We start from the raw sequence: 25,041 nt of genomic DNA, 5'->3' as shown, positions 1-25,041 counted from the left end.
GGAACAGGGGGAACACAAACATGTTTTTGGATATAAGAGCCTGTGGTGTTCCTTCTGTTTGGTTATCACTGTTCCCCAGTTTTTCGGGTGGGGAACACGTACCCCCGCTGGAGGCCCCGGAAACACTGGGTGTTCCCCGCGTTCCCCCGTTCCCCCGATTTTTTTTCACAGACACATTTGGGCGTTATGGGAATCCGGGTGGGGTGACGCCATGAGCCTCCTATCCGACCTGCTCAATCACATGCCGCCGAACGTTGCTGGCGCATGCAAACCACCCATGGTGAAACGCGCCCCGGTTCGTCCGCGCCCGGTGCTGGTCGAGCCTGCCCAGCTGCCATCCGGCCCCTACGCCAACGCCGCCAATGCCACGCCTGAGTGGCGGCAGGCCCGCGATCGGTACATCAGCCATGTCATGACCTGCCGGGGCTGCTATGCGCCTGCCGGCCGCCATTGCCTGATCGGTACCGAGCTGCGCGCTACCTACGACAACACGCCCATGGAGGCCCACCCATGACAATGACCCCGACCATGCGCCTGTGCGATATCGCCTTGAAGCCAGGTATCAGCGCCAGCACGCAACTCGTCACCACCCGGCGCATCTGCCGCAACATCAGCGGCAACCTGGATTCGATCCACGCTGAGCGACGTGCCATGCGCCGCCAGGCGGGCAAGCTGAAAGCGTTCCTGCCGTTCACCCGCCAGGCCATTGCCGATCTGGAGCAGCGGGCGCAGATGCACCGATCGGATGAACGCGCTAAGGCATTGGTGGCGCTGGCGGGATTTGGCCAGTCACTGCTGTTCGACCATGACGGGCTGGCCAAGGCCCTGGGGTTCGAGCGCCTGTGCGACCTGCTGAGCGTGAACACGGTGGAGCGCGAACGGGCCAGGCAGGAGGGCGTCACCAACCTGGAAGGCCTGGTGTTCACCCATGCGCTGGAGGACAGCGCAGAGCGCCGGGCGCAGGAGTGGAATGACGCGCCGCTGTTCAACGCCTGTCACGCGGCTATGGCGGACTTCATCAGGGACTGCCCCGATGGCGTGCTGCCTGACCCATTCGCACCTGGGGCGCCGTTCGGGCCGAAGCTGCCACCGAAACTGAGGGTGGTGTGAGCCATGACCGCGCCAGCAATGAAACAGGCAAATTCAGCCGCCAAGACGAAACAGCGGGTTTCAAACGAGCAGCGCCGGCAGGTGCTGGACCTGCGCCGCCGTCACTCGCTGCGTGAGGTGGCCGAGATTACCGCCCTGCCGCTGGGAACGGTGAAGACCCTGGTTTCACGCTCCGGGGCTTTCCGCGACAACGAGCAACATCACGCCTTGTTCACCCTGCCACCGATCAGCGCCAGCACCGAGACCCTGCCGAGCGTGCCCGAGCTGCCGCCGCAGGAGGTCGTCACCGGCGACAAGGAAGTGGATGCGGTGCTCTGGCTGCGCTCGATCATCAGCACCGGTCAGGTCGCCCTGATTGAGCGGGCCATGGAGGGCACCAAGAAGATCAGGACGCCGCTCGATGTGCTGGAGAAGCGGTACCGGGATTACCTGGTGGCCACCAACCCCGGCCACCCATTCGCCGCCATGTCGTCATTCGGATTCGCTGATCTGGATGCGCTGGCCACTCGAGCCATCGAGCGGCACCGGCTGAGGCTGGAGGGCGACGCTCGCTTTGGTGATGCCCTGCTGGCCGACACCGAGGCGGAATCGTTCTGTATCGCAGCGCTGCGCGGGCTGGAGCCTACCGGCCATCTCGGTGACTTCGACAAGGGCCAGGTAGCCGCCCGGTTCAACGCCCAGCCTGAGCTGCTGCCCCACACCCTCACCGACTGCCTGTACGAGCTGGGGTACTGGGACCAGCTCTACCGGCTGCGCCACGCCGTAGACCGGGACGCCAGAGGCGACAGCGCGGGACTGGTTCGTGTTCGGCCTGCTGGCGCAGATCCGGCCCCGAGACAAGGCCGAGGCGCTGGCGGTGTTCCGCTACCTGGTCGCCAGCCAGCGCGACGACATGGCCGAGTCAGAGGCAATTCTTTGCAACCTGATCGGGTGATCAGCCCCATCAACTACCCACGGGCAACTGCCCATAACCAGCGCCAGCGGCGCCAGAGGTACACATGACAGAACCAAGCAACAGCAGCACCTCACAGCCAACACACCGTGAGCTCTTTGCAGATGCGCGCAAGAGCACGGACTTTGACGAGCACCCAACAATGGTGGCCGGCTACAAGGTCTGGAACGTGAGCGACATCGTGAAGGGTGGGCGTAAGGACTTCGATGGCCCGTACTTCACCGAGGAAGAGGCAAGGATAGCGGCGGAGCTTTGGCAAGCAACACCGGAGCGCAAGTGTGCCCGTGCCGAGGTGACCTTCCACTGCGCGGCCTGGAACCCTGATCCGAAACGTGAAAAGGCCATTCGAGAGGATGCGATGGCCGCTCGCATGATCCTTGCCGAGCTGATCGGCGCCGATGTTCCCAAATCAAGCGCCGCTGGAGCAGAGGAGAAATAACGATGGCCGCTATTGTTCGCAATGCCCCAGAGATGACCACTGTGTACTTGTCTGGCCCGTTGATTCGGAAGTTCTTCCGCAAAAAGGACTACCTGCTGGACAGCCAAAACACCTGGGAGGTGTTCCGTGCCTTGAAGGCAACGCTGGAAGGCTTTGAACGAGAGATCAAGCGACTTGAGGCGCTGGGCATGAGATTCGCCATTTTCAGGAATCGGAAGAACGTTGGGGCGGATGAGTTCGACCGTGGAGGGGCTAGGGAGGTACGCATCGTGCCTGTCATCGCCGGCAGTAAACGCGGCGGTGCTCTGCAGACTGTACTGGCGGCGGTTTTGATCGTGGTTGGTGTAGTTGCTCAGCAACCTTGGATGGTTCAGACCGGCGTTGCTATGGCTATCGGGGGCGTCATCCAAATGCTTAGCCCCCAGGCTAAAGGTCTGTCCCAGAGCGGAGCGCCAGAGAACCTGCCAAGTTACGCCTTCGGCTCAGCCCGAAACACCACCGCCAGTGGTAACCCTGTCCCGATCTGCATCGGCGAACGTCGTTGGGGCGGGGCGATCATCTCTGCCTCGATTGTTGCGGAAGACAAGTCCTAAAGACGATTTAGCGTAGGCACTGGGGCGTGTTACTTTCAGCGCCCTATTGCGCAACAAATGGATGATCGTATGCGTATTGCCTATATCGTCGCTGCCGGGATGGCGTTGCTATCCGGCTGTGCTACATCCCCTATCCCTTCCTCTCAGGCAGACCCTGTTCCAGCAGGCCGCCTGTTGGCGTTTCAAGCAACACCACCCAGCCCTTACGGGACGCTCGTCGTAACTCGCGATTCAGGCTTCACCGGCAGCGCTTGCAACACCATCCTCTACATTGACGGAAAGAAGTCAGATGAAATTGCTTCGGGGGAAAGTGCCAAATTCTACCTTGAGCCGGGCGAGAGAATCGTGGGAATCAACTCCACTACCTTATGCGGTGGCGGCCTCAAAGAGCGTTCATTCGTATTGGATGCTGGCGCCATCAAGAAATACCGTATCTCGATCGATACCAGCATGAGCATGGATCTCTCACCTACAGCGTTCTAGCCTGCCATGGCTTCCTCTACATCGCGCCACGAAATACGACCTCACCGTTTTGTGGCGCGAGACAGACCAAAACGTCTCACTGAGACCGTATCGTCTGTCTTGTTTGGGAACCTAGCCAACCCCGCTCAGGGGAAAGGAATCTTGACATTCTGCCAACGTAAGATTATTTGCCAATGGCTACGCGAGCTATGCCTGCGCGCTTTGCGTGGTGCTTTTTAAAGCCTCATTGGTGTTGTCGCGGATGGGGCATGATGCAAGGTCTAGAAAAATTTACGCATGGAGAGCAATACATGATCACTTTTCAAGAAGCTATAGATTCGATTGAAGATGGTGAAACACCTTCCATACTATTAGCTAATGGTTTTTCGCAGGCCTGGAATGTAGATATTTTTAATTATGCGAACTTGTTTGAGGCTGCAGATTTCGGGCGCCGAGATGTAGCTCTCAGGGCGCTATTTAATGAAATTGGTACATATGATTTTGAAAAGGTCATGAAGTATTTGGTTGCGGCCGAGACAGTGTTAACTGTTTATGCGGCAGATCAAGATATGATCGATTGTATTAAGGAGGATCAAGAAGAGCTGAAATCTGCGCTGATTCGGGTGATCTCTGCAACGCATCCTGACCGTCCGAATGAAGTCGGAAATCATCAGTACTCAGCGGTTCGGGCTTTTCTGTCTGGTTTTAAAGAAGTTTTCACCTTGAACTATGATTTGTTGTTCTATTGGGCGCGTAATATGCGGCTTCTGGATCCGCAGAATTACAGGACGGATGATGGTTTCAGGCAGCATGAAACATGGGTTGGGAAGGGGACAAGTCAGAATGTTCATTTTTTGCATGGTGGGTTGCATATTTATGATAATGGCTCTGACATAAAGAAGCATACCTTTGCAGAGGATGGTGTTTCTATTATTGATAAGGTCAGGAATAACCTTGAGGCGGGAAGGTTTCCGTCTTTTGTTTCTGAGCCTACTTCTGAAAAGAAAAAGTCAAGGATTGAGCATAATCCTTATTTGAATTTCTGCTTTCAAAGGCTTGCAGATCTTTCAGGTGTGCTTTTTATATATGGTCATTCAATGGATGGGAATGATAAGCATATCTTTGATCGTATTAAGAAAAGTTCAGTTCGTATGGTGTATGTTAGCATTTATGGTGATGAGCATAGTGAAGCTAATACTGCGACTCGAGGAAACGCGACTCGTTTTCTAGATTCTCCGAACATCGAAGTCAAGTTCTTCCAAGCCGAATCTGCCGCTGTTTGGGGGTGAGGCTTTAAATTTTTGTGCAGTGATACACGCGCCACCAGTGATGGTTATGAGCGCGTGATATCCATCACGGTACGGACTGCTGGTACGCACTGCTGGTAGGCATTCTGGACTGCGTATCGGGTTAGTTCGCACCGGTGGTTCGCAAGCCTGGTTCGCAACTGCCATTGCGCGAACCAGGTAACTACAATTGAACACCATTCTCTCCCGCGCATGAGGAGCATGTGTATGTGGGTTTTTGAGTTGACTGTGCCTGGCGTTCGACTTGAGATGGAAGACCGTCAGTTGTCTTGGGAGCTGGAGGGCCTGGTTCGGCACCTCGAAGGGAGTTTTTTTGAAGCAAATACAGCTCTGAACCTATTTCATCAAGCTCGGATAATCGATTCCCAAAATTCGTCGTTCAGTCCCAACGACTGGGAGAGGGATAGGGCGCGCCGCAGCGAGATACAGGACGCGCTGACCAAAGCCAGGGGTGGCTTTGGTCATGACCACTACATGGAGACCTATTTCGAGGCTGAGGTTATTCATAAGCGGGAGAAATGGTCTCAAGGCCATATACCCCGGGAGCTGAAGCACAACGTCGTTTTCATCTACGCCAGAGCTTTCCTCTACGCGATGGATACGTTCGACAAATTCCTCACGGTTCTCAGCAAAACCACCGGCGCCCCTCCAGAAATCGCCCAACTAAGCAACAAGATGAATGAGCACTTTCCTGATTTGCGAGGTGTCAGGAATTCAGCTCAGCATCAGGAGGATCGAGCGAGGGGGCTCGGAGTGCGTGGGGCTAAAATAGACCTCAAACCGATCGACAACACGTTAGTAAAAGCCCCGGGCGGGGTGTTGATGCTGAACTGTTTGAATGGAACAAAGTACGGCTCAACAATGGCTGACGGCCACTACGGCGAAGTCGATGTGTCTCCTGAGTCGATGGAGTGCCTACAGTCCGTGCTCATCCAGGTGCTGAATTGCTTCAACTGGAGCGGTCCCAAGCGGCACCTTCCTAGCGACTGACAAGCCATTCGTGATTGTGACTCTCACACCTGGCTCGTCCATTCTCTCCGCGGCGCTGGCGTGAACCTGGGCGGGCTGCCTGTTGAGAAATGTTGAGGTTGCCAGGCCCAGGTTTCCATTCCGGTTTCCACGGTATGACAGCCTTGCCGGTAGCAACCGATCCGCCACGCCTGCCGCGAATGACCACATGAAAATCACAATGCTTGCCGCACAGAGATCGGCCGGCTGTCAGGTCGGTTTCGTGCCTGGCCCGAGCTATTCTCCTTTGGCACGTTTCAGGAGGGAAGTTTCGTGGCTTCAATGGACATAGCAGTTGTTGATGGGCAGCGAATGCCGCCGGCTCCTGGGCTGAAGGGAGTTTGTGAGAGGTGCGGGGCGCCAGCTCAGGCGAAGTGTGGGCCGATCGTTCGCTGGCACTGGGCGCATGCTGGCAGACGGCATTGCGATCCTTGGAAGGAGAACGAAGGCCCATGGCATCGCGCATGGAAAGCACTGTTTCCATTCGAGTGGCAGGAAGTGGTCGCTTTCGACCACGCCGGCGAGAAGCATATCGCGGACGTCAAACGGCCTGATGGCACAGTCATTGAACTTCAGAACTCTCCGATGGGAATCGAGGAAATGCTCACCCGCGAGAAGTTCTACGGTGAGCGGATGATCTGGATTGTTAACGGGGAGAAGTTCAAGGATCACATCCGAGTCGGGGACGCTCTGCCAGATCCTGATCACCCGAAAGTCAGGGAATTCAAACTGGCCATGCCTGTTTACTCTCCATGGACAAACACGTGGAGAAAACCGTGCCTCGATGGTGGCGCCTTCGCGTACTTTCGTAGAAGCGATATCGCTGCCGCCAGTTCACCTCGACCGATGTTGGAATTACTCCACGGTAAAGACTTTGACGGAGTAGTACAGGAATCGTACCGCGGCCAGCACACCTGGTCGTGGCGGAAGCCACGGGAAGGCTGGCTTGTATCCAAACGCACCGTAATTTTCGACCTCGGCGAGAAAGGGATGTGGGCGATTGGGAAGTACGACCAAGCGCCATGCCTCCAGCGAATATTTCGCAGGTCCCTTATAGAGTCGCTGCTGTCTGGCGCAGTCCCAGACCTGGCCTGGTCACTCGAGCCGTATACCGATTGGATGACGCCGAAATCTCTTTGACCACGCTTTGACGGAATGTGAGGCAGGCATGAGACGGAACCCGCACCGGGTGGGCGTCAGAGGCCCGGCCTATGCGGGAGGCCGTCAAAGTCGAGGCTCTGGCCGTCTCATACCCCTGACAGACCCCTGACGGATTTTGGACCGCTTTGGACGGATCGGCGCAGGCTTTGCGTGGTGGTGCTGGCGCTATGGCGCGTGATGTCGTGACTGCCGGCCTAGTGGTGATCTGCCCGGACCGCGCGCTCGTCCAGAGCCGCCAAGTTAAAATAGACCCGCACTAGACCGCGATAGACGGTGGCCTGTGGCCCCATTCGCTGGATCACCTGCCGGGCCTGGCCTGGGCCAATGCATGATGGGCTGGCGCGGACAGTCCCGTCTAATGCCGAAGCCCGAATTCTGGACAGGCTCTGGACGGATCAGGACCAGCACCAGCAGATGGAATGCCGTGGGAGCGGTGATTTACCTCATGCGCGGGAGGCTGGCCACCATCGACCAGCGCATGCCCGTCCAGAATGGCAGGGGAATGGCGAAATACTTGACAGGCCTTGACGGATTCAGCCGCTGGCGCTTGAGCAGGATCGGCTGTAAGCATTGCTGTACAGGGGCTGGCGCTGAGTCTGGCTGACCTGTGGGCACGTAGGCCGTCAAGAGTTTCCGGACGTGCTCGTCAAGGAAAAACCGGGTGGCTCAGAACCGGTCAAAACCTGACATGTAGAGCCTGAGACAGCGTAATCACCTGTTGGCAGGCATCACTGCATGTAGATAATCGCGGTGTCCATTTCGCGGATCAGGAGAAAGGGAGTTGGATTTATATACCGTTGATCGCCTATCAAGGCTTGGTACTGGGTTCACCTGCTCATTGGTCGAGCATGAGGACATCACTCCGGTTGAAGTGGCTGACCTAGTCAGAGAGCTATGTCCAGGTGGTGTATCGCAGCATGGGGATGCTTATCTTGTCAGTGCTCCTAACCAAGCAGAAATGGTCATCAATGCAGACATCGAGATACTCTTTGAATGGGTTAGGAGAGCCAGGTATCCAGGGAGACCATCGCGTTTCCAGAGCATATTTGCAGTTGACAGCTTAGAGGCTGCGGACACCTTCAAACGAGAGTTCCACGGAGTAGAGGCGCCAGTTTATAAGGTCGTCTCGGAGCATGCTTTCCGTGCAGACATGCGTTTGCTTGACCCTAGGATGTCACCAGCTGTGAAGTCATTGTTTGCGAATCTGTACTGGCAGGGGCTTCCGCATCCAGTCGACCCACCATTCTGGGAATGGTTGGTGCCATGCCCTGTTGTCATTGGCGATCGAGTTGTGTGATGCCGGGTTTGGAGTTGTTGGCTTAGGTCCGAAACTACCAATATCGATCGACTCGACACGCGCCAGTGTGTAGAAAACGACACACCGTGTAGGAGTCGACACGGTGTGCCGGCGCTCGACGCCGTACAGCACCAGGTGACTGCGTGTTGCTGCCTGCGAGAACCGTACAGGGCAGGTCACGGAGCAAGGGCAGCCCCAAGGCGACCTGACCCAAGCGGCGAACGTGCGCCAGGCTAGGGTGGGCCTACCCGGCCACGAAGGGGCCCCGGATACCACTTGAGGCCGCATATCCAAAGGTGGTGGAGGCCGGCCACCAGGGTGGGCCCGCAGGCCTGACAAGAAAGCGCAGGAGCAACGAAAATGTGCAGGTGGCGCAGGTCCAGCAGGTGACCGATCGGCCTGCCGTGAACTACCCGGGTACTGGGTAGTTATCAGATAATCAGCCGCCCAGCTCATCGACCTGAGCACCATCACATCGAGGGACGCTCCATGTCCGTTATCGACTGCGACTACCTACCCGAGCCGGAACCGGTCCAATTCCCGCCTGAGCTGGCGCTACTGATCGTCAGGAAGCCAGCCGCCATGGCCGAGGCATTCGAGAGCAAGGCGCTCGACCAGATGACCATGGGCGCCAGCAGGGCGCTACGCGATGGAATGGAGCCGCGCAGGATCATCAGGCAGATGGGGCTGTAATTACGGGATTCCCCGTAGTTGCCTGGACAAGGTGTTGCTGTTATCGCAACACCCGCCGCGAGCACTCACGATCATTGGGTGGTGAAGCGCCACCCCACCCTTTTGGGGGAGCGGTACCCGGCTATACACAACCCCCAGGCCATCGCTTAAACAATGGCTATACACAACTCCCCTCGCATCGCCACTTTTCTGCTGCGCTGCGCCTACCATCTTGCACTGAGCACTGAGCACTGAGCACTGAGCACTGAGCACTGAGCACTGAGCACTGAGCACTGAGCACTGAGCACTGAGCAGTCTCATTCAGGAGGGCTGCTCCCGAAGGGGATGGGGGACGAAACGGGGAACGAACGGGGAAAATTCAGAAGAAAATGGCCCGAAAACGAAAAAGGCCCACCGAAAGGTGAGCCTAAGTCGTTGATTTATATGGTGCCGGCACCAGGAATCGAACCCGGGACCTACTGATTACAAGTCAGTTGCTCTACCATCTGAGCTATACCGGCAATGGGGCGTCATTATAGCGATCGTTTGGCGCCTGTAAACCACTTCCTTGCGATTGTTCGCAAAAGACCTAAGTTAGCGGCCCAAAAGGAGAATTTTCTTACCAGCCGCGGTGGATGGTGTTGACGCTTGGCTCGCTTTTGCCTGGGTTGAAGAACAGCTTGTCATTGTCGCAGCCGCGCTTGCGGCAAGGGCTTTCGGTGCGCAGGGGCAGGCCGTTGTCGCCGCCCAGCTGCATGCCGGGGTGGTTCCAGCCCAGGTTGCTGTTGGAGTGGGGCGCGGTGCCGTTGGTGCAGCCGGTCAGGGCCAGAGCGAAGGTCAACAGGGCGAGGGGGGTGGCTCGGGTCACGATGGTCAAGTCCGTTGGTCCATTGTCGGTTCTGGCGCAACGCCAGAAGGTCGCGGGGCTGGCGGGCAGCGCGCGACGTCACTTTTTAATGATTTGGGGGGCGGATGATACACCGTTACGGCGGTTGGGCATTAGCCTTGTGTTACCTGTCAGGCGCTCTTCGCGGGAATTCTCACACCCACAAATGACCGCGCAAACAGCGCTTGCATCAACCACAAGAAATGTTTATGCACAAGTGGCATTGCCGACTTGCGCGAAAGGCATGCCGGATCGCTACGCCGCTGGTCTTTGCGCAAACGCCTGTTTTTGTTGGGCTTGACGCGTAAGCTGGAATAAGCCAAGCGCTTGAAATAGCGCTTGGCTCCAACAGGTAATCACAAGCTTGTTCACAGACTTATCCACAGGTTGTGCTGCGGCTAACGGTCGCGTTCCGCAAGGATGAGCAGGTTGCGCGGGGTCAGTGGGTAGTCGCAAAACAGGCCCAGGCGCACCTCATAGCCTTGTTCTTCGAGAAACAGGGCGCGATCGAGCACCAGCCATAGTTCCAGCGGCCGGCGGAATAGGTTGCGCACGCGCTCCAGGTTGCGTACCTCGGCCAGGCGCTGCCAGCCCGCGGCCTCCAGGGCGGCCCAATCCGGGTTGCCGTGCAAAGGCAGTTGTTTCAGATCTGCCAGGTCGCGGCAGTAGTGCTCGAAAGGCTTTTCCAGCCAGGCTACCGGCAGCGACGGCGTCGGCAGGTATTCGCTGCTCTGGCGCTGCTGGCGTTGTAGCAGGTCGAAGCCCAGGCGCCGGGCCATCGAGGTGTCGCGCTGGCGCCGCACGCGGGCGCCAGCGGTGACGGTTTCGCTCAAGGGCAGGCCCAGGTCGTCCAGCGACAGCTGCAAGTTGGACGCTTGCGCGGCTGTGGATAACGCCTGGTATTGCTGCACGGCTGTGCGGTTGTAGCAGCAGGGGGCTACGGCCAACTGCCGGCAACCTTGCCGGCTGGCCAGTTGCATCAGGCGTACATGCAGGTCGCCACAGGCGTGCAGGGCGACCACGCTTTTGTCGCCTGCCAGGTGGCGGGCGCTGTCGCTGGCCATCACATCCTGGTGCACATGCTGCGCTGGCACGTGGTGGTGCGCGCTCAGGGCCTGGCCGGCGGCGACCAGGTCGGCGTCGTACTCAAGGCAGGTCAGCTGCTGGCCGGGTTGCAACAGGCGGCGGCCCAGGTGGCCTTTGCCAGAGCACCAGTCCAGCCAGTGTTGCGGCGGTTCACGGAAGGCCAGGTGGCTGGCGAAGGCTTCGATCTGCTGCCATTTGCGGCCGGGGACAGCAACGTCCAGACGGTGGGCGGCGGAGGGTAGAGCGCTCTGAGGAAGGCTGCCAAGGGTGGAGAGCTGCTGGGCTTGCTGGGCCAGTTGCGGGAATGGGGCGGGCAAGTGGTCAGCGGTACTATCGGCTTCGGCGTCTGCCAGGGAGCATTGGCGCAGGTGGGTGGCCAGTTCGGGGTGGGTGGTTTCCCAGCCCAGGTGCAGGGTAGTGAAGGGGCGGGGTTTCCACAGCTGTTGGTGCTCGATCAGGAACTGGTCGAGTGCCTGGAAGCGGGTGCTTAGGTGATGGCTGTGGAGGTGACTGGGCATGGGAGGACGTGTGTTGGGTTTTAGGGCCTCTTCGCGGTTGCACCCGCGAAGAGGCCGGGACGGCTCAGCGGCCTTGGCAGGCATCCACGCGCAACCAGCGCTCCAGCAGCTTGAAGCCCTGCACCAGCAAGAACGAGATCACCAGGTAGAACACCCCGGCCGCGAAGAAGATTTCCACCGGCAGGTAGGTCCGCGCAATGATGGTACGGGCCATGCCGGTCAGTTCCAGCAGGGTCACGGTACTGGCCAGGGCGCTGGCCTTGAGCATCAGGATCACTTCGTTGCTATACGCCGGCAGGCCGATGCGCGCAGCACGTGGCAGCATGATGTAGAACAGTGCCTTGCCCCGTGACATGCCCAGCGCGCGTGCCGCTTCGATCTCGCCCTTGGGGATCGACTGCAGCGCGCCACGCAGGATCTCGGCGATGTACGCGGCGGTGTGCAGGGTCATGGTCAGCACCGTGCACCAGAACGGATCGCGCAGGTACGGCCACAGCGAGCTGGAGCGCACGGCATCGAACTGCGCCAGGCCGTAGTAGACCAGGAACAGCTGCACTAACAGTGGCGTACCACGGAAGAAGAAGATGTAGCTGAACGGCACCGCACGCACGTACCAATGGCGTGAGGAGCGGGCGATGCCCAGCGGGATGGCCAGGATCAACCCGGCAACCACGGCAATGGCCACCAGCTCCAGGGTAAGGGTTGCGCCTTCGGCCAGGCGTGGCAGCCATTTGAAGATGACTTCCCAATTCATTATTCGGCCCTCGCAAAGCCGCGAGCGGCGCGTTTTTCCATGAAGTGCATGCCGGTCATGGCAAGGACGGTCAGGCCCAGGTAAATGCAGGCCGCGACCATGTAGAAGGTGAACGGCTCTTTGGTCACGGTCACGCCTATCTGCGAATGACGCATGATCTCTTCAAGGCCGATTACCGACACCAGTGCGGTGTCCTTCATCAGGATCATGAACAGGTTGCCAAGGCCGGGCAGGGCGATGCGCCACATCTGCGGGAGGATGATCCGCGACAGGATGCGGCCCTTGGACAGGCCCAGTGCCAGGCCCGCTTCACGGTGGCCCTTGGGAATCGCCAGGATGGCGCCACGGAACACCTCGGTGGCATAGGCGCCGAAGCACAGGCCCAGGGCGATCACACCGGCCGCGAAGGCACTCAGCTCAAGGCCAGGCATGTTCAGGGCTTCGCCGAGGCTGTTCATCAGCCCGACGGTGCCGAAATAGATAAGCAGCACCCACAGCAGTTCGGGCACGCCGCGAACCAGGGTCGAGTAAAAGCCGCCAAGCCATTGCAGCGGCTTGAGCGGGGAGGTCTTGGCCAGGGCGCCGAGCAGGCCCAGCACCAGCCCCAGCAGCAAGGCGCAAAGCGCCAGTTTTACGGTCATCAAGGTGCCGGCCATCATGGCCGGACCGAATCCGTGCAGGTCGATATTCATGGGCAGGTCATTCTAGGGACTGGCGCGCCGCAAGGGCGCGCCGGTCAGGGCGGGTCATTCGATGCTGAACGGGAAGTACTTGTCGTTGATCTTCTTGTACGTGCCGTCGGCTTTGATTTCTGCCAGGGCTTTGTTCAGGTTGTCGCGCAGCTTGGTGTCACCTTTGCGCACGGCAATGCCGATCTTGTCGCTGTCCATCACCGGCTCGCCCTTGAACTCGAAGTTCGAGCCGTCTTTGCTCTTCAGCCACTCGTACTGTACGTACTTGTCGGCCAGGATGCCGTCGATGCGGCCGGACACCAGGTCCAGGTAGGCGTTTTCCTGGGTGTCGTACAGCTTCACGTCGACGCCCTTGAAGTTGTCTTCAAGGTAGGTGCCGGCCAGGGTGGCGCGCTGGGTGCCGATTACCTTGCCTTTCAGCGACTCTTTGTCAGTTTTGAAATCGACGTTTTTCGGCGCGATGAACTGCAGCTTGTTGGAGTAGTACGGCTCGGTGAAGTCCACGGCCTGCTTGCGCTCGTCGGTGATCGACAGCGACGACACCAGGAAGTCGAACTTCTTGGCATTCAGGGCCGGGATGATGCCGTCCCAGTCGGAGGTAACGACCGAGCATTCGACTTTCATCTTGGCGCACAGGGCGTCACCGATGTCTTTGTCGAAACCAACCACGTTACCGCTGGCATCCTTGTTGTTGAACGGTGGGTAGGCGGCTTCGATACCCATGCGCAGTTTTTCTGCGGCCATGGCGTTTGCCGACATCACCAGCGTGGCAGCAGCTGCCAGGAGGAACTTCTTGTAAGTGTGCATGTATTGCTCCGTTAGCGGTGGCTGGACATGAATTGCTTGCAACGCGCCGAGGTCGGGTTTTCGAAGACCTGCTGCGGCGATCCCTGCTCTTCGACCAGGCCTTGGTGCAGGAAGACGACTTCACTGGACACATGGCGGGCAAAGCTCATCTCGTGCGTCACCAGCAGCATGGTACGGCCTTCTTCGGCCAATGCGCGGATAACGTTTAGCACTTCCTGGACCATTTCCGGATCGAGCGCCGAGGTGGGCTCGTCGAACAGGATCACTTTGGGCTTCATGGCCAGGGTACGGGCAATGGCGGCGCGCTGTTGCTGGCCTCCGGAAAGCTGGGCGGGGTAGCTGTGGCGCTTGTCGTAGATGCCGACCTTGTTCAGCAGCGCTTCGGCGGCTTCGATGGCCTCGGCCTTGCTTTGGCCGAGCACGCGGCGTGGCGCCTCGATGATGTTGTCGAGGATCGACATGTGCGGCCACAGGTTGAAGTTCTGGAAGACAAAGCCGATTTCGCTGCGCAGGCGATTGATCTGGCGGTTGTCGGCTGCGACCAGGTCGCCGTTCTTGGCGGCCTTGAGCTTGAGGGCTTCGCCGGCGACCAGGATTTCGCCCTGGTGCGGGTTCTCGAGCAGGTTGATGCAGCGCAGCAGGGTGGACTTGCCGGAGCCGGACGACCCCAGGATGGAGATCACGTCACCGTCGCGTGCGGTCAGCGAAATGCCCTTGAGAATTTCCTGCTCGCCGTAGCGTTTGTGCAGATTGCGGATTTCCAGCGCGGGCGTGGCCTGAGCCATGTGCGGTCCTCATGTGTTCGGGTGCGTTCCCAGCTATTGGCGGCCTTCCTGGCGTGCGCCAAGCTAGCATAGCGGCATTATGACGGCCAACAGGGTCGCCGGGGACTGTGGGCACTGGTGGGGCAGTTTGTCGCATCGCTACAGCGTAACGTCGCGCAGATGTCCGCGAAGGTGTCGCCCAGCACCAGAGCCTTGATGAAAAAAGGCGCAATGGTGCCACCTTTGGGCCGCTCATGGAAGCGGTTTTGGCCCATTGGCGGGGTAAAGCCGACCTTTAGGTCAAACGATTCCAGTGGGGGCAGGTTTACCCGCGAATGCGTCGCTAGCTTTAAAGGTTGTACCTCAAGGTTGCACTTTTTTGCATTGCGGTGGTGCACAGGTGTTACCGGGGAGCACCTGTGGTGCATTTGTAAGTGGGTATTTCAGTAATCCGATGATTTGGTGCTCTTTCGGTCAAGTCTTGGCCGAAAGCCCTCCAAGCCGCGTTCTAAAAGGCCCGCAGAAACTTCTGACGAATGCATTCAGCACATGGCGCGCTTATTGCCAGTAGGAAACCGCCGATTGCAGCGACGCCTAGGCCAACCCTTGGTGCGCTTTGTACCCGCAGTCGGAGTGGTCCACTCCTTACAAAGGTAGTTTCAATGAGCGGTAACAATTCCAATGACCTCGCTCAGGGGCTCAAACAACGGCATGTGACCATGCTGTCCATCGCTGGCGTCATCGGTGCCGGCCTGTTCGTAGGCTCCGGCCACGCCATCGCAGCTGCCGGCCCTGCCGTGCTGCTGGCATATGCCGCCGCCGGTACCCTGGTGGTGCTGGTGATGCGCATGTTGGGTGAAATGGCTGTCGCCTCGCCTGACACCGGTTCGTTCTCCACATATGCCGACCGCGCCATCGGGCGCTGGGCCGGTTTCACCATTGGCTGGCTGTACTGGTGGTTCTGGGTGCTGGTGATACCGCTGGAGGCCAATGCCGCCGCAGCCATCCTGCATGCGTGGTTCCCTGCGGTCGACCTGTGGGCATTCTCCCTCATCATTACCTTGGGGCTGACGCTGACCAACCTGTGCAGCGTTAAGAACTACGGTGAGTTCGAGTTCTGGTTCGCCCTGCTCAAGGTGCTGGCGATCATCGGCTTCATCGCCGTGGGCTGTGCTGCCTTGTTCGGCTTCGTGCCAAACAGTCAGGTGAGCGGTGCCAGCCACCTGTTCGATACCCAAGGCTTCATGCCGAACGGCCTGGGCGCTGTGCTGGCCGCGATGCTGACCACCATGTTCTCGTTCATGGGTACTGAAATCGTCACCATCGCCGCTGCCGAGTCGAAGGACCCGGGCAAGCAGATCAGCCGTGCCACCAATTCGGTGATCTGGCGTATCTGCCTGTTCTACCTGGTGTCGATCTTCCTGGTCGTCGCCTTGGTGCCTTGGAACGACCCAGCGCTGGCCGAAACCGGTTCCTACCAGACCGTGCTGAGCCGTATCGGCGTACCGAATGCCAAGCTGATCGTCGACATCGTGGTGTTGATCGCGGTGACCAGCTGCCTGAACTCGGCGCTGTACACTTCGTCGCGCATGCTGTTCTCGCTGAGCAAGCGTGGCGACGCACCGGCCATCGCCCAGCGCACCACCAAGGCGGCTACCCCGCACGTGGCGGTTTTGCTGTCCACGGCAGCGGCGTTCCTTTGCGTGTTCGCCAACTTCGTGGCCCCGGCCCAGGTGTTCGAGTTCCTGCTGGCCAGTTCGGGCGCCATTGCGCTGCTGGTGTACCTGGTGATTGCCGTGTCGCAGTTGCGCATGCGTGCCCAGCGTGAAGCCCGCGGCGAGAAAATCACATTCAAGATGTGGCTGTTCCCGGGCCTGACCTGGGCGACCATTGCCTTCATCGTTGCCATTCTGGTGGTAATGGCGTTGCGTGAAGATCACCGCGCCGAAATCATCGCGACTGCGCTGCTGAGCATTGGTGTGGTGGCAGCTGGCTTGCTGGTGCACCGCAAGCGTGAGGCTGCCGGACGGGTGGCGCTGGATAACTGATCCGCGCTGGCTGAAATGAAAAGGCCGTGCCCTGTGAGGGGCACGGCCTTTTTCGTTGGCAGGTTAAACGGCCCTGTCAGCCGAACTGCTTCTGCTGTTGCTGCTGCTTGGCAACCAGTTCGGAAGCGGCGATATAGGCCTCCTGGAACTCATCGCTCTCCAGCCAGGCCATGGTGGCCTCTTCGTCAGCGCCGTCTAGCCATTTGCGGTAGGCGTTGAACACCAGCACGATGTAGTCGGTGGCGTGCTCTTCCTTGTGCCCCTTGAGTACCAGGGCCAGTAGCGGGTCCACCAGGAACACCGAGATCATCGGTACCAGGCCGCCCTCCTGGGCTTCCTTCATCTTGTTGAACATCGCGTCGTAGCTGCCCGACTCCATGGCCTTGTTGTACACCTGCTCGACGCTGGCGCTGTCGCCGGCACTGGCCTTGACCGCCTGGCCGCTGCGCACCATGCGGTTCTGCTTGGCCTTGCTGGCGGCGCGTTTGGCGCGTTTCTGTTGCTTGGTAGGGGTGGCCATGGGGTGAATCCTTGGGGTGTTCGGAAATTGCGCGTATTGAAGCGCAGCTGCCTCGGCGTTTCAACTCGCCAGCGGGGCGGACTCATCCTCTTCGAACCCGTGCGATGCCCTGCCGACCAGTAGTTCATCCGGCGCATGGGCCACACTATGGTCCTTGCCCGGGTAGTCCAGCGAGTGCAGGAAGTGGCGGATGCAGTTGAGCCGCGCACGCTTCTTGTCATCGGACTTGATCACTGTCCACGGTGCATCGGCAGTGTCGGTATGGAAGAACATCGCTTCCTTGGCGGCGGTGTAGTCTTCCCACTTGTCCAGCGACTTGATGTCGATAGGTGACAGCTTCCAGTGCTTGAGCGGGTCGTCGCGGCGCGAGATGAAGCGGCGCAGCTGCTCTTCGCGGTTCACCGAAAACCAGTACTTGAACAGCAGGATGCCGCTGTTGCACAGCATGCGCTCAAGGTCCGGCGCCTGGCGCATGAATTCCAGGTACTGCAGTGGCGTGCAGAACTCCATCACCTTCTCTACCCCGGCGCGGTTGTACCAGGACCGGTCGAAGAACACCATTTCACCCGCCGTGGGCAGGTGCTGGATATAGCGCTGGAAATACCACTGGCCCTGTTCCTGCTCGGAAGGCTTTTCCAGGGCGACGATGCGCGCACCGCGAGGGTTGAGGTGCTCCATGAAGCGCTTGATGGTGCCGCCCTTGCCTGCGGCATCACGCCCTTCGAACAGAATCACCACACGTTGGCCGGTGTCCTTTACCCAGCTCTGCACCTTCAGCAGCTCTATCTGTAGCGCGTGCTTGGCCTTCTCGTAGTCCTGGCGGCGCAGCCGGGTGCGGTAGGGGTAGCTGGCCGGTAGGCGCGCCGAGGTGCTGTCTTCATTGCTGCCCCTGGGGGCGGTAGCCACTTCCAGCGCTGCGGGTTGCTGGCTGATGCGGGTGATCGTCGGTTCCGGCTTGCGCTGGCGTGGGCGGCGCGTGCGGACTGGGGTGACGGCAGGTTCGCCGGGGGCGGGGAGCAGTAGGGGGGATTCTTCGCTCATGGGGTCCTTGCTAGTCGATTCGGATGTCCATCCAGCACCTTAAATTGTGGCGAGTGATGGCCATTTGATGCTGGTCAACTGGGTGTCTATAAACAGTTTGAAACAGCTACCAATTGGCTGTAGTGTGAACTACGGTTTACATTCCTCCCATGCATACATTAGTTCAAACCGACACCTACCGAACGTGGTTCGCTGCTTTGCGGGACCCGCGTGCGAAAGCACGCATAACTGTCCGGTTACGACGGGTGGGTCTTGGAGTGATGGGTGACTGTAGGCCGGTTGCTGAAGGGGTATCCGAGCTTCGGATCGACTATGGTCCGGGCTATCGGGTGTATTTCGTTCGGCGAGGTTATGAAGTGATCATCCTCCTGGCGGGTGGCGATAAGGCTAGTCAGGCCAGGGATATCAAATCGGCTCTCAAGCTGGCTCGCGACCTCTAGGAGGCCATCATGAAAAATATCAAATTGACCAAATGGGATGCTGTGGACCATTTGAAGACAGAGGAGGACATGGTCTTGTACCTCGAAGCCTGTCTGGAGGAAAACGACCCTGCACTGCTTGCTGCTGCCTTGGGTGATATCGCTCGTGCTCGTGGTATGGCTCAACTGGCGCGCGATACCGGGCTCACGCGGGAGGGGTTGTACAAGGCGCTGTCTGCTGAAGGTAACCCCAGCTTGGCGACCATCATGAAAGTGATGGCGGCGCTTGGGGTGAGGCTTCATGCCGAGGTGCTACCACCCACTGCAGGGTAACGTCCGGATTGAATTTGGTAGCTAAGTCAGTTGGCTGCCAAGCCTGCAGCAAAAATCACAGGCAACAAAAAACCCGCACTAGGCGGGTTTCTTGTTGTCGCTTCGGGTAACTTTGCAACCACCAGAAGCTTGAAGGTGGTGCCCAGAGACGGAGTCGAACCGCCGACACGAGGATTTTCAATCCTCTGCTCTACCGACTGAGCTATCTGGGCGACGAGGTGAATTAAATAGATTTCCGGACCGCTCGTCAACGACTTTTTGAAAAAATTTTAAATTAATTCCGTCGCTTACGATTTTTGGGGTCATTCGGCCGGTGGAACGTAGCCTTCGGCCTGGGCGTATTCTTCGCCGGCGAAAAACTTGTCCATTTCGGCCTGGAGGAATTTGCGGTCCTCGGCGTTCATCATGTTCAGGCGCTTTTCGTTGATCAGCATGGTCTGGTGCTTCTGCCAGTCAGCCCAGGCTTTCTGCGAGATGTGTTCGAAGATGTCCTGGCCCTTGGCGCCTGGGTAGGGCGGGCGTTCCAGGCCTGGGAGTTCTTCTTGGTACTTGCGGCACATCACGGTGCGGGTCATCGGGCGTCTCCTGCAATCAGTTCGTCGGCCGCGCGTTCAAGCAGCTTTTTTACCGGGGCGGCAAGGCCCAGGCGCGGCGGGGTGGCGAGGTTATACCAGAGCCAGTCGGCCTCGGCCATGTGCTCGCCGACCGGGTCGACGCGCACCAGCCAGGGCTCGATCGCCAGCTGGAAGTGGCTGAAGGTGTGGGTCAGGCCATCCATGGCGTGGCTGCCAGCCAGGCGCAGGCCGTGCTGATAGGCCAGGTCTTCGAGTTGGGCAATGTCATCCAGCTCCGGCAGGCTCCACAAACCACCCCACAGGCCGCTGGAAGGGCGGCGATACAACAGGATGGCGCCTTCGGGGTTGGTCAGCAGAGGCATCAGGGTGCGCCGTTGCGGCAGCGCTTTGCGCGGCTTGGGCTCGGGGTAGCGGGTTTCTTCACCGTGCAGGTGCGCTTCGCAGCCGCGCTGCAGCGGGCAGATCAGGCAGCTGGGCTTGCTGCGCGTGCACAGCGTGGCGCCCATGTCCATCATCGCCTGGGTGTAGTGGTTGGCGCGCAATTGTGGAGTGAAGCGCTCGGCGGTGGCCCACAGCTGGTTGGCCACCTTGGGCTCGCCGGGGTAGCCCGCCTGGGCGCTGTAGCGGGCCAGCACGCGCTTGACGTTGCCGTCGAGGATCGGCGCGCGGATGCCCATGCTGATGCTGGCGATGGCACCTGCCGTGGAGCGGCCGATGCCGGGCAGCTCGGTAAGCTGCTCGACACTGCGCGGGAATTCGCCGCCATGTTGCTCGACGACGATCTTCGCGGCCTTTTGCAGGTTGCGGGCACGGGTGTAGTAGCCCAGCCCGGTCCACAGGTGCAGCACTTCGTCCTCCGGCGCCTCGGCCAGGGCCTGCACGGTCGGCAGGGCCTGCATGAAGCGGTCGAAGTAGTTGAGCACGGTGCTGACCTGGGTCTGCTGCAGCATGATTTCTGACACCCATACCCGGTACGGGGTGATGCCCTGTTGCCAGGGCAGGTCGTGCCGGCCGTGCTCGTCATACCAATCCAGCACAGCGCTGGAGAACTGCTCGGGGCTCATCGCTTGAACAGCCCCTTGAGCGCGTCTTTCACTTCCGGGCTCACTTTGTCTCCAAGTTTTTCTTCAAGCTTTTCGTCGATCTTGTCTTGCAGGCGGTTGCCGGCCAGCTTGGCCGCCACCTTGCCCAGGCCGTTCTGGTCCAGGCGGCAGGCCTTGGCGCCAAGTTCCAGCGGGCCGCGGCAGCGCAGCGGCACTTCAACGCCAACATACCGTTCGTTGACCTGGCAGGCAGGGTCCGGCATGGCGCGCTGGTCGCCTTCGACGATCACACCCACGTTGTAGTCCATGCCCAGCACGCGCAGGTCGAGGTCGCCATGGCCGTTGACGGTCAGGCCTGGGATGCGGGCCTTGAGGTCCGGGTTGCTGGCGACGCCATTGCGTACCACGAGGCTGCCGCGCAGCTCCTGGAACGGGGTGTCCTTGCCGCGTGGTTCGCCGCTCAGGGTTTTGCGGTTGAGGGTGGCGATGGCCTGGCACAGCTGCTGTTCCAGGTTGGCATTGACCAGCACACCGTCGTTGATGGTGAAGTTTGCGCTGCCGTTCAGGGTGTCGACCAGTGCCTTCTGGCTGTTACCGGTGGCCGTCAGATCACTGGTCAGGGTCAGCAGGCCCTTGACCGGTGGCGTCTGCTCCTTGCCTTCGGTCTTGATGAAGTGCTCCACCGGCACCCGTTGGATGTTGGTGTTCACGCCCAGTTGTGGCACGGCAGGGCGCACGTCGACCGTGCCCTTGGCTTCGAAGGTGCCGTTGTACAGTTCGCCGCGCAGGGTTTGCAGGGTCAACAGGCCAGCTTGGCCAATGGCCTTGAGCTGGGCGTCTTCGATCGGCAGCTTGTCCAGGGTCAACGAACCGAAGGCCAGGTCGGCCTGCAGGTCGAGGGCGCGCAGGCGGTCCACCGGCAGCAGTTTGTCGTCGCTCCAGGCCACCTGAGTCGGGGCATTGGGCAGTGGCGTGGTGCCGGCACCGGCCACGGCGCTGGCTTCCTGTTGCTTCACCTCGGCCTGGCGCGCAGCGGTGGCGCCCTTGGCTTCTTCGCTCTTGGCCGGCAGGTAGCGGTCGGCGTCGAAGGTGTCGCCTTTGAGCTGCAGGCGCAGGGCCTGCTTGGCGAAGTCTTCGACGGCCACGCGGCCGCTGAAGGTGCTGTCGTCCAGCTTCACCGCCAGGTCTTCCAGGGCCAGGCTGTTGGGCGTGCCCTGCAGGCGAGTCACCAGCTCCAGCTTGGCGAAGGCGGCCGGGTCGTTGGTGGCCGGCAGTGGGCGGCCGATGCTGTCGAGGAAGGTGCGCAGGTTGAACTGGGCGATGGACAGACCGCCGCTCAGCTGGGGTGCCTTGTCCAGGTCACGCAGGTTCAGCTCACCGAGGGCGCGCAGCTGGTTGGCGGAGACTTTCAGGCCGTTCCACGAAGCCACATTGGCAGCCAGGTCTACCAGCAGTTGGCCTTGGGCGGCAAAGGTCACGGTCTTGCCACCAGTGGGTTCACCCGAGGTTTCGCCCGACAGGCGCATGTCTTCGAAGTTGTAGCGCTTGAGCTTGCGGTCGAAGCGCAGTTCGCCGGCCAGCTCGGTGCGGGCCTTGATGCTCGGTTGGCTGGCGCTGATGAAGGCGCTGGCCTTGAGCGGAATGTTGGCGCCTTCATGGACCGGGCCGGTGCTCAGCTGGATGCTTTCGGCGCTATAGCTTTGGCCGGTCTTGGCATCGGTGTACTGCACGCGGGCGTTGTTCACGGTCAGGCTGTCGATGTCCAGCTTGACGGCGCGGTCGTTGTTGTCGGCGGTCGTGGGCTTCTGCTCGGCAGGTGGCTGCGCGGGTGCACCGGCGGTTGTGCCGTTTTGCGCAGGCAGCGGCTTGCCGATGTCTTCCCAGTTGCCATGGCCCTGTTCGTCACGCGCCAGGGTCAGGTTCAGGCCTTCGACGCGTACATCGCTCATTTGCACTTCGCGGCGCAGCAATGGCAGTACACGGACCGAAAGGCCGAGCATCTGCAGGTCGGCGAACGGTTCCTTGGGTTTGGCCAAGGTGGCGATGCTGGCTTCGTGCAGCTCCAGGCCCAGCCATGGGAACAGGCTCCAGCCGATATCGCCGTTGAGGGTCAGCTCCACGTGAGCCTTGTCGCGTGCCAGCTGGCGAATCTCGTCTTTGTAGTCGTTGGGATCAAAGAGGTGGGTCAGGGCGAAGCCCAGCGCCACGATGATCAGCAGCAACCCGAGAAGCCCCAGTCCCAGGATTTTGCCGAACGCTTTCATGGGCGAGTCCTTGTAGTCCGTTAGTGAAATTCAGGCGGCAGAGTATAACGCCGCGAGGGTTGTCCCTGCGTATTCGACCAGAGATACAGGGCATATCCTACGTTTTCAGCAGATGGTACGGCTTTCGGCGGGCAGATGTTCGCCTGTGCCGGCCTCTTCGCGGGTTTACCCGCGAAGAGGCTGGCACAGGAAAGAGGACCGTTTCAGCCAAGCAATAAATCACGATATCAGATTGCTTTCACGCTACTTGGCTCTGCTAACCTTGCGCCGCTTTGCGAGCACCCTCCCTATAACAAGGATCAGATCCATGACCAGTACCGTCGCGACGGGCTCCTCGGCCAGTGCGCCAGGCTTCCTGTCGAAGGAGCGCATCATCGCCCGCCCGGGCTTCAACCGCTGGCTGGTGCCACCCGCCGCCCTGGCCATTCACTTGTGCATCGGCATGGCCTATGGCTTCTCGGTGTTCTGGTTGCCTTTGTCGCAAGCCCTCGGCATCACCGCCCCCGTTGCCTGTGCCGCAGACATGAGCTTCATGGCCCGGATGTTCAGCGCCGAATGCGACTGGCCGATCTCGATGCTGAGCTGGATCTACACCCTGTTCTTCGTCTTTCTCGGCTGCTCGGCGGCGGTGCTGGGCGGTTGGCTGGAGCACGCCGGCCCGCGCAAGGCTGGCCTGGTTTCGGCCCTGTGCTGGTGTGGCGGCATGCTGCTTTCGGCAATCGGCGTGAAAACCCACCAGCTATGGCTGATGTGGCTGGGCTCCGGCGTGATTGGCGGTATCGGCCTGGGATTGGGCTATATCTCGCCAGTGTCGACCCTGATCAAGTGGTTCCCGGACAAGCGCGGCATGGCCACCGGCATGGCGATCATGGGCTTTGGCGGCGGGGCCATGGTGGGTGCACCGCTGGCCACCGCGCTGATGGGGCATTTTGGCAACGAGCATGAAGTTGGCGTGTGGCAGAGCTTCGTCGCCATGGCGGCGATCTACTTCGTGTTCATGACTGCCGGCGCTCTGGCATATCGTGTCCCGCCGACCGGCTGGAAGCCTGAAGGCTGGACGGCCCCGGTGAAAAAGGCCGGCAACGCCATGGTCACCGACCGTCACGTGCACGTCAGCGTGGCCTGGAAGACGCCTCAGTTTGCGCTGATCTGGCTGGTGTTGTGCCTGAACGTGTCGGCAGGCATCGGCATTCTTGGCATGGCTTCGCCGCTGCTGCAGGAGGTGTTCGCCGGCAAGCTGCTGGGCAACGAACTGACCTTCAGCCAGCTGAACACTGCCCAGCTGGCGCAGATTGCCGCGATCGCTGCCGGTTTTACTGGCTTGCTGAGCCTGTTCAACATTGGCGGGCGGTTCTTCTGGGCGTCGTTCTCCGACTACATCGGCCGCAAGAACACCTACTTCGCTTTCTTCGCCTTGGGCGTTGGCCTTTACAGCCTGGTGCCGAACATGGGGCACTTGGGTAACGTGGCGCTGTTCGTGGCCGCGTTCTGCATCATCCTGTCGATGTATGGTGGCGGCTTCGCGACCGTGCCGGCGTACCTGGCTGACCTCTTCGGTACGCAGATGGTCGGCGCCATTCATGGTCGTCTGCTGACGGCCTGGGCGGCGGCGGGGGTGCTGGGGCCGGTGTTGATCACTTATCTGCGTGAGTCTCAGTTGGCCGCGGGTGTGGAGCGGGCAGCGGCTTACGACATGACCTTGTACATCCTCGCTGGCCTGCTTGTGCTGGGCTTTATCTGCAACATGCTGGTACGCCCGGTGGCCGACAAGCATTTCATGAGCGATGCAGAGCTGGCCGCCGAGCGGGCGTTGAGCCAGGACAAGGGCGCCGACAGTGCACGCTCGCTGGAGTGGAAAGCGGCGCCGGGCAGCCTGCCACTGGTGCTGCTGGCCTGGGCTGTGGTGGTCGTGCCGTTGGCCTGGGGGGTGTGGGTAACCTTGCAGAAGACAGCTGTGCTGTTCCACTGAGCCGCTCCTTTGGGGTTGCAAGGCAGCCCCAATTACCTGGTTGTATAGACCTGTAGCGGCATCTAGCCCGCGTAATTCCTCGCTTTGCCATATGTCATCCGCGTTTCAAGCTGGCGCGTTCTGGGCCTATAATGGAGCCCTTTTCGCCCAATGATTTTGCGGAGCTGGTGATGGTCGAACGTAAGGCTTCCGTCGAGCGCAATACCCTGGAAACCCAGGTCAAGTGCTCGATCAACCTCGATGGCAGTGGCAAGGCCCGATTCGATATCGGTGTGCCTTTCCTTGAACACATGCTGGACCAGATCGCCCGCCATGGGCTGA

25 protein-coding genes, 2 tRNA genes and 1 pseudogene are annotated in these 25,041 nt (G+C 60.0%); 15 read left to right on the top strand and 13 right to left on the bottom strand.

Going from position 1 to position 25,041, the window contains the following annotated elements; all coding sequences use genetic code 11:
• Positions 1-211: 211 nt before the first annotated feature.
• From APH42_RS13940 to APH42_RS13890, 10 genes are all read left to right on the top strand, one after another.
• Positions 212-514: a hypothetical protein gene (locus tag APH42_RS13940; RefSeq protein WP_060493537.1), complete on the top strand. Its 303-nt coding sequence runs from the start codon at positions 212-214 to the stop codon at positions 512-514.
• Positions 511-1,110, top strand: a complete 600-nt coding sequence (locus APH42_RS13935; RefSeq protein ID WP_060493536.1) for a hypothetical protein — start codon at positions 511-513, stop codon at positions 1,108-1,110. Before APH42_RS13940 ends, APH42_RS13935 begins: the two co-directional genes overlap by 4 nt.
• A 3-nt stretch (positions 1,111-1,113) precedes the next feature.
• On the top strand, positions 1,114-2,112 hold the full coding sequence (locus tag APH42_RS13930; protein ID WP_256217826.1) for a hypothetical protein: 999 nt from the start codon (positions 1,114-1,116) through the stop codon (positions 2,110-2,112).
• Entirely contained in the window at positions 2,109-2,501 is a 393-nt protein-coding gene (locus APH42_RS13925; protein WP_060493535.1) for a hypothetical protein, read from the top strand. Before APH42_RS13930 ends, APH42_RS13925 begins: the two co-directional genes overlap by 4 nt.
• Before the next feature lie 2 nt (positions 2,502-2,503).
• Entirely contained in the window at positions 2,504-3,094 is a 591-nt protein-coding gene (locus APH42_RS13920; RefSeq protein ID WP_060493534.1) for a tail assembly protein, read from the top strand.
• Positions 3,095-3,163: 69 nt separating this feature from the next.
• Positions 3,164-3,577 (top strand): hypothetical protein, encoded by a 414-nt coding sequence (locus tag APH42_RS13915; protein WP_218187657.1) that lies wholly within the window; start codon positions 3,164-3,166, stop codon positions 3,575-3,577.
• A gap of 290 nt (positions 3,578-3,867) precedes the next feature.
• Positions 3,868-4,845: a DUF4917 family protein gene (locus tag APH42_RS13910; protein ID WP_060493532.1), complete on the top strand. Its 978-nt coding sequence runs from the start codon at positions 3,868-3,870 to the stop codon at positions 4,843-4,845.
• Between the two features lie 225 nt (positions 4,846-5,070).
• Positions 5,071-5,853 carry a hypothetical protein gene (locus tag APH42_RS13905; protein ID WP_060493531.1) on the top strand — a complete coding sequence of 261 codons (783 nt, stop codon included), beginning with the start codon at positions 5,071-5,073 and terminating at the stop codon, positions 5,851-5,853.
• A 516-nt stretch (positions 5,854-6,369) separates the two neighbouring features.
• Entirely contained in the window at positions 6,370-7,011 is a 642-nt protein-coding gene (locus APH42_RS13900) for a hypothetical protein (protein WP_256217825.1), read from the top strand.
• A gap of 1,807 nt (positions 7,012-8,818) precedes the next feature.
• Entirely contained in the window at positions 8,819-9,022 is a 204-nt protein-coding gene (locus APH42_RS13890; RefSeq protein ID WP_060493529.1) for a hypothetical protein, read from the top strand.
• A gap of 424 nt (positions 9,023-9,446) precedes the next feature.
• Here the strand turns inward: APH42_RS13890 and APH42_RS13885 are convergent.
• The 7 genes from APH42_RS13885 to APH42_RS13855 form a co-directional block, all read right to left on the bottom strand.
• Positions 9,447-9,522 (bottom strand) — tRNA-Thr (locus APH42_RS13885).
• 98 nt (positions 9,523-9,620) lie between these two features.
• The gene (locus APH42_RS13880; RefSeq protein WP_060493557.1) at positions 9,621-9,869 is read right to left on the bottom strand and encodes a hypothetical protein; all 249 of its coding nucleotides are present in this window, start codon (positions 9,867-9,869) and stop codon (positions 9,621-9,623) included.
• A 416-nt stretch (positions 9,870-10,285) separates the two neighbouring features.
• A complete protein-coding gene (locus APH42_RS13875; protein ID WP_060493528.1) occupies positions 10,286-11,491 on the bottom strand; it encodes a methyltransferase in 1,206 nt (401 codons plus the stop codon).
• A gap of 64 nt (positions 11,492-11,555) precedes the next feature.
• The gene (locus APH42_RS13870; RefSeq protein ID WP_012270083.1) at positions 11,556-12,245 is read right to left on the bottom strand and encodes an ABC transporter permease; all 690 of its coding nucleotides are present in this window, start codon (positions 12,243-12,245) and stop codon (positions 11,556-11,558) included.
• Positions 12,245-12,937 (bottom strand): ABC transporter permease, encoded by a 693-nt coding sequence (locus APH42_RS13865; protein WP_003255749.1) that lies wholly within the window; start codon positions 12,935-12,937, stop codon positions 12,245-12,247. The genes APH42_RS13870 and APH42_RS13865 overlap by 1 nt, the downstream gene beginning before the upstream one ends.
• Positions 12,938-12,991: 54 nt before the next feature.
• Positions 12,992-13,744, bottom strand: a complete 753-nt coding sequence (locus tag APH42_RS13860; protein ID WP_060493527.1) for an ABC transporter substrate-binding protein — start codon at positions 13,742-13,744, stop codon at positions 12,992-12,994.
• An 11-nt stretch (positions 13,745-13,755) separates the two neighbouring features.
• Positions 13,756-14,529: an ABC transporter ATP-binding protein gene (locus tag APH42_RS13855; RefSeq protein WP_003257472.1), complete on the bottom strand. Its 774-nt coding sequence runs from the start codon at positions 14,527-14,529 to the stop codon at positions 13,756-13,758.
• 641 nt (positions 14,530-15,170) lie between these two features.
• On the opposite strand from APH42_RS13855, the gene gabP reads away from it, so the two are divergent.
• On the top strand, positions 15,171-16,556 hold the full coding sequence (gabP, locus tag APH42_RS13850) for a GABA permease (protein ID WP_060493526.1): 1,386 nt from the start codon (positions 15,171-15,173) through the stop codon (positions 16,554-16,556).
• Positions 16,557-16,632: 76 nt separating this feature from the next.
• Here the strand turns inward: gabP and APH42_RS13845 are convergent, their stop codons facing one another.
• Positions 16,633-17,076, bottom strand: coding sequence for a hypothetical protein (locus APH42_RS13845; RefSeq protein ID WP_012270086.1), 444 nt, complete (start codon positions 17,074-17,076; stop codon positions 16,633-16,635).
• Positions 17,077-17,136: 60 nt separating this feature from the next.
• Positions 17,137-18,117 (bottom strand): polyphosphate kinase 2, encoded by a 981-nt coding sequence (ppk2, locus tag APH42_RS13840; RefSeq protein WP_060493525.1) that lies wholly within the window; start codon positions 18,115-18,117, stop codon positions 17,137-17,139.
• Between the two features lie 149 nt (positions 18,118-18,266).
• On the opposite strand from ppk2, the gene APH42_RS13835 reads away from it, so the two are divergent.
• Together APH42_RS13835 and APH42_RS13830 are read left to right on the top strand one after the other, a co-directional pair.
• On the top strand, positions 18,267-18,557 hold the full coding sequence (locus APH42_RS13835; RefSeq protein WP_060493524.1) for a type II toxin-antitoxin system RelE/ParE family toxin: 291 nt from the start codon (positions 18,267-18,269) through the stop codon (positions 18,555-18,557).
• Positions 18,558-18,566: 9 nt separating this feature from the next.
• On the top strand, positions 18,567-18,869 hold the full coding sequence (locus tag APH42_RS13830; RefSeq protein ID WP_060493523.1) for an addiction module antidote protein: 303 nt from the start codon (positions 18,567-18,569) through the stop codon (positions 18,867-18,869).
• A gap of 136 nt (positions 18,870-19,005) precedes the next feature.
• Here APH42_RS13830 and APH42_RS13825 read toward each other — a convergent pair.
• The 4 genes from APH42_RS13825 to APH42_RS13810 form a co-directional block, all read right to left on the bottom strand.
• Positions 19,006-19,081, bottom strand: a tRNA-Phe gene (locus APH42_RS13825).
• A 90-nt stretch (positions 19,082-19,171) separates the two neighbouring features.
• Positions 19,172-19,444: an oxidative damage protection protein gene (locus APH42_RS13820; RefSeq protein ID WP_003255742.1), complete on the bottom strand. Its 273-nt coding sequence runs from the start codon at positions 19,442-19,444 to the stop codon at positions 19,172-19,174.
• Positions 19,441-20,508, bottom strand: coding sequence for an A/G-specific adenine glycosylase (gene mutY, locus APH42_RS13815; protein ID WP_060493522.1), 1,068 nt, complete (start codon positions 20,506-20,508; stop codon positions 19,441-19,443). The genes APH42_RS13820 and mutY overlap by 4 nt, the downstream gene beginning before the upstream one ends.
• The gene (locus APH42_RS13810) at positions 20,505-22,751 is read right to left on the bottom strand and encodes an AsmA family protein (protein ID WP_012270089.1); all 2,247 of its coding nucleotides are present in this window, start codon (positions 22,749-22,751) and stop codon (positions 20,505-20,507) included. The genes mutY and APH42_RS13810 overlap by 4 nt, the downstream gene beginning before the upstream one ends.
• Before the next feature lie 307 nt (positions 22,752-23,058).
• Between APH42_RS13810 and APH42_RS13805 the strand changes: the two genes are divergently transcribed.
• Both APH42_RS13805 and APH42_RS13800 read left to right on the top strand, forming a co-directional pair.
• Positions 23,059-24,720: an OFA family MFS transporter gene (locus APH42_RS13805; RefSeq protein ID WP_060493521.1), complete on the top strand. Its 1,662-nt coding sequence runs from the start codon at positions 23,059-23,061 to the stop codon at positions 24,718-24,720.
• Positions 24,721-24,890: 170 nt separating this feature from the next.
• Positions 24,891-25,041 (top strand): annotated as a pseudogene (locus APH42_RS13800) (imidazoleglycerol-phosphate dehydratase); the annotation flags it as partial.

Origin of the sequence: Pseudomonas sp. NBRC 111140 (genome assembly GCF_001320885.1) — a bacterium.
Classification (GTDB): domain Bacteria; phylum Pseudomonadota; class Gammaproteobacteria; order Pseudomonadales; family Pseudomonadaceae; genus Aquipseudomonas; species Aquipseudomonas putida_P.
This window is presented reverse-complemented; position numbering and strand designations above follow the sequence as displayed.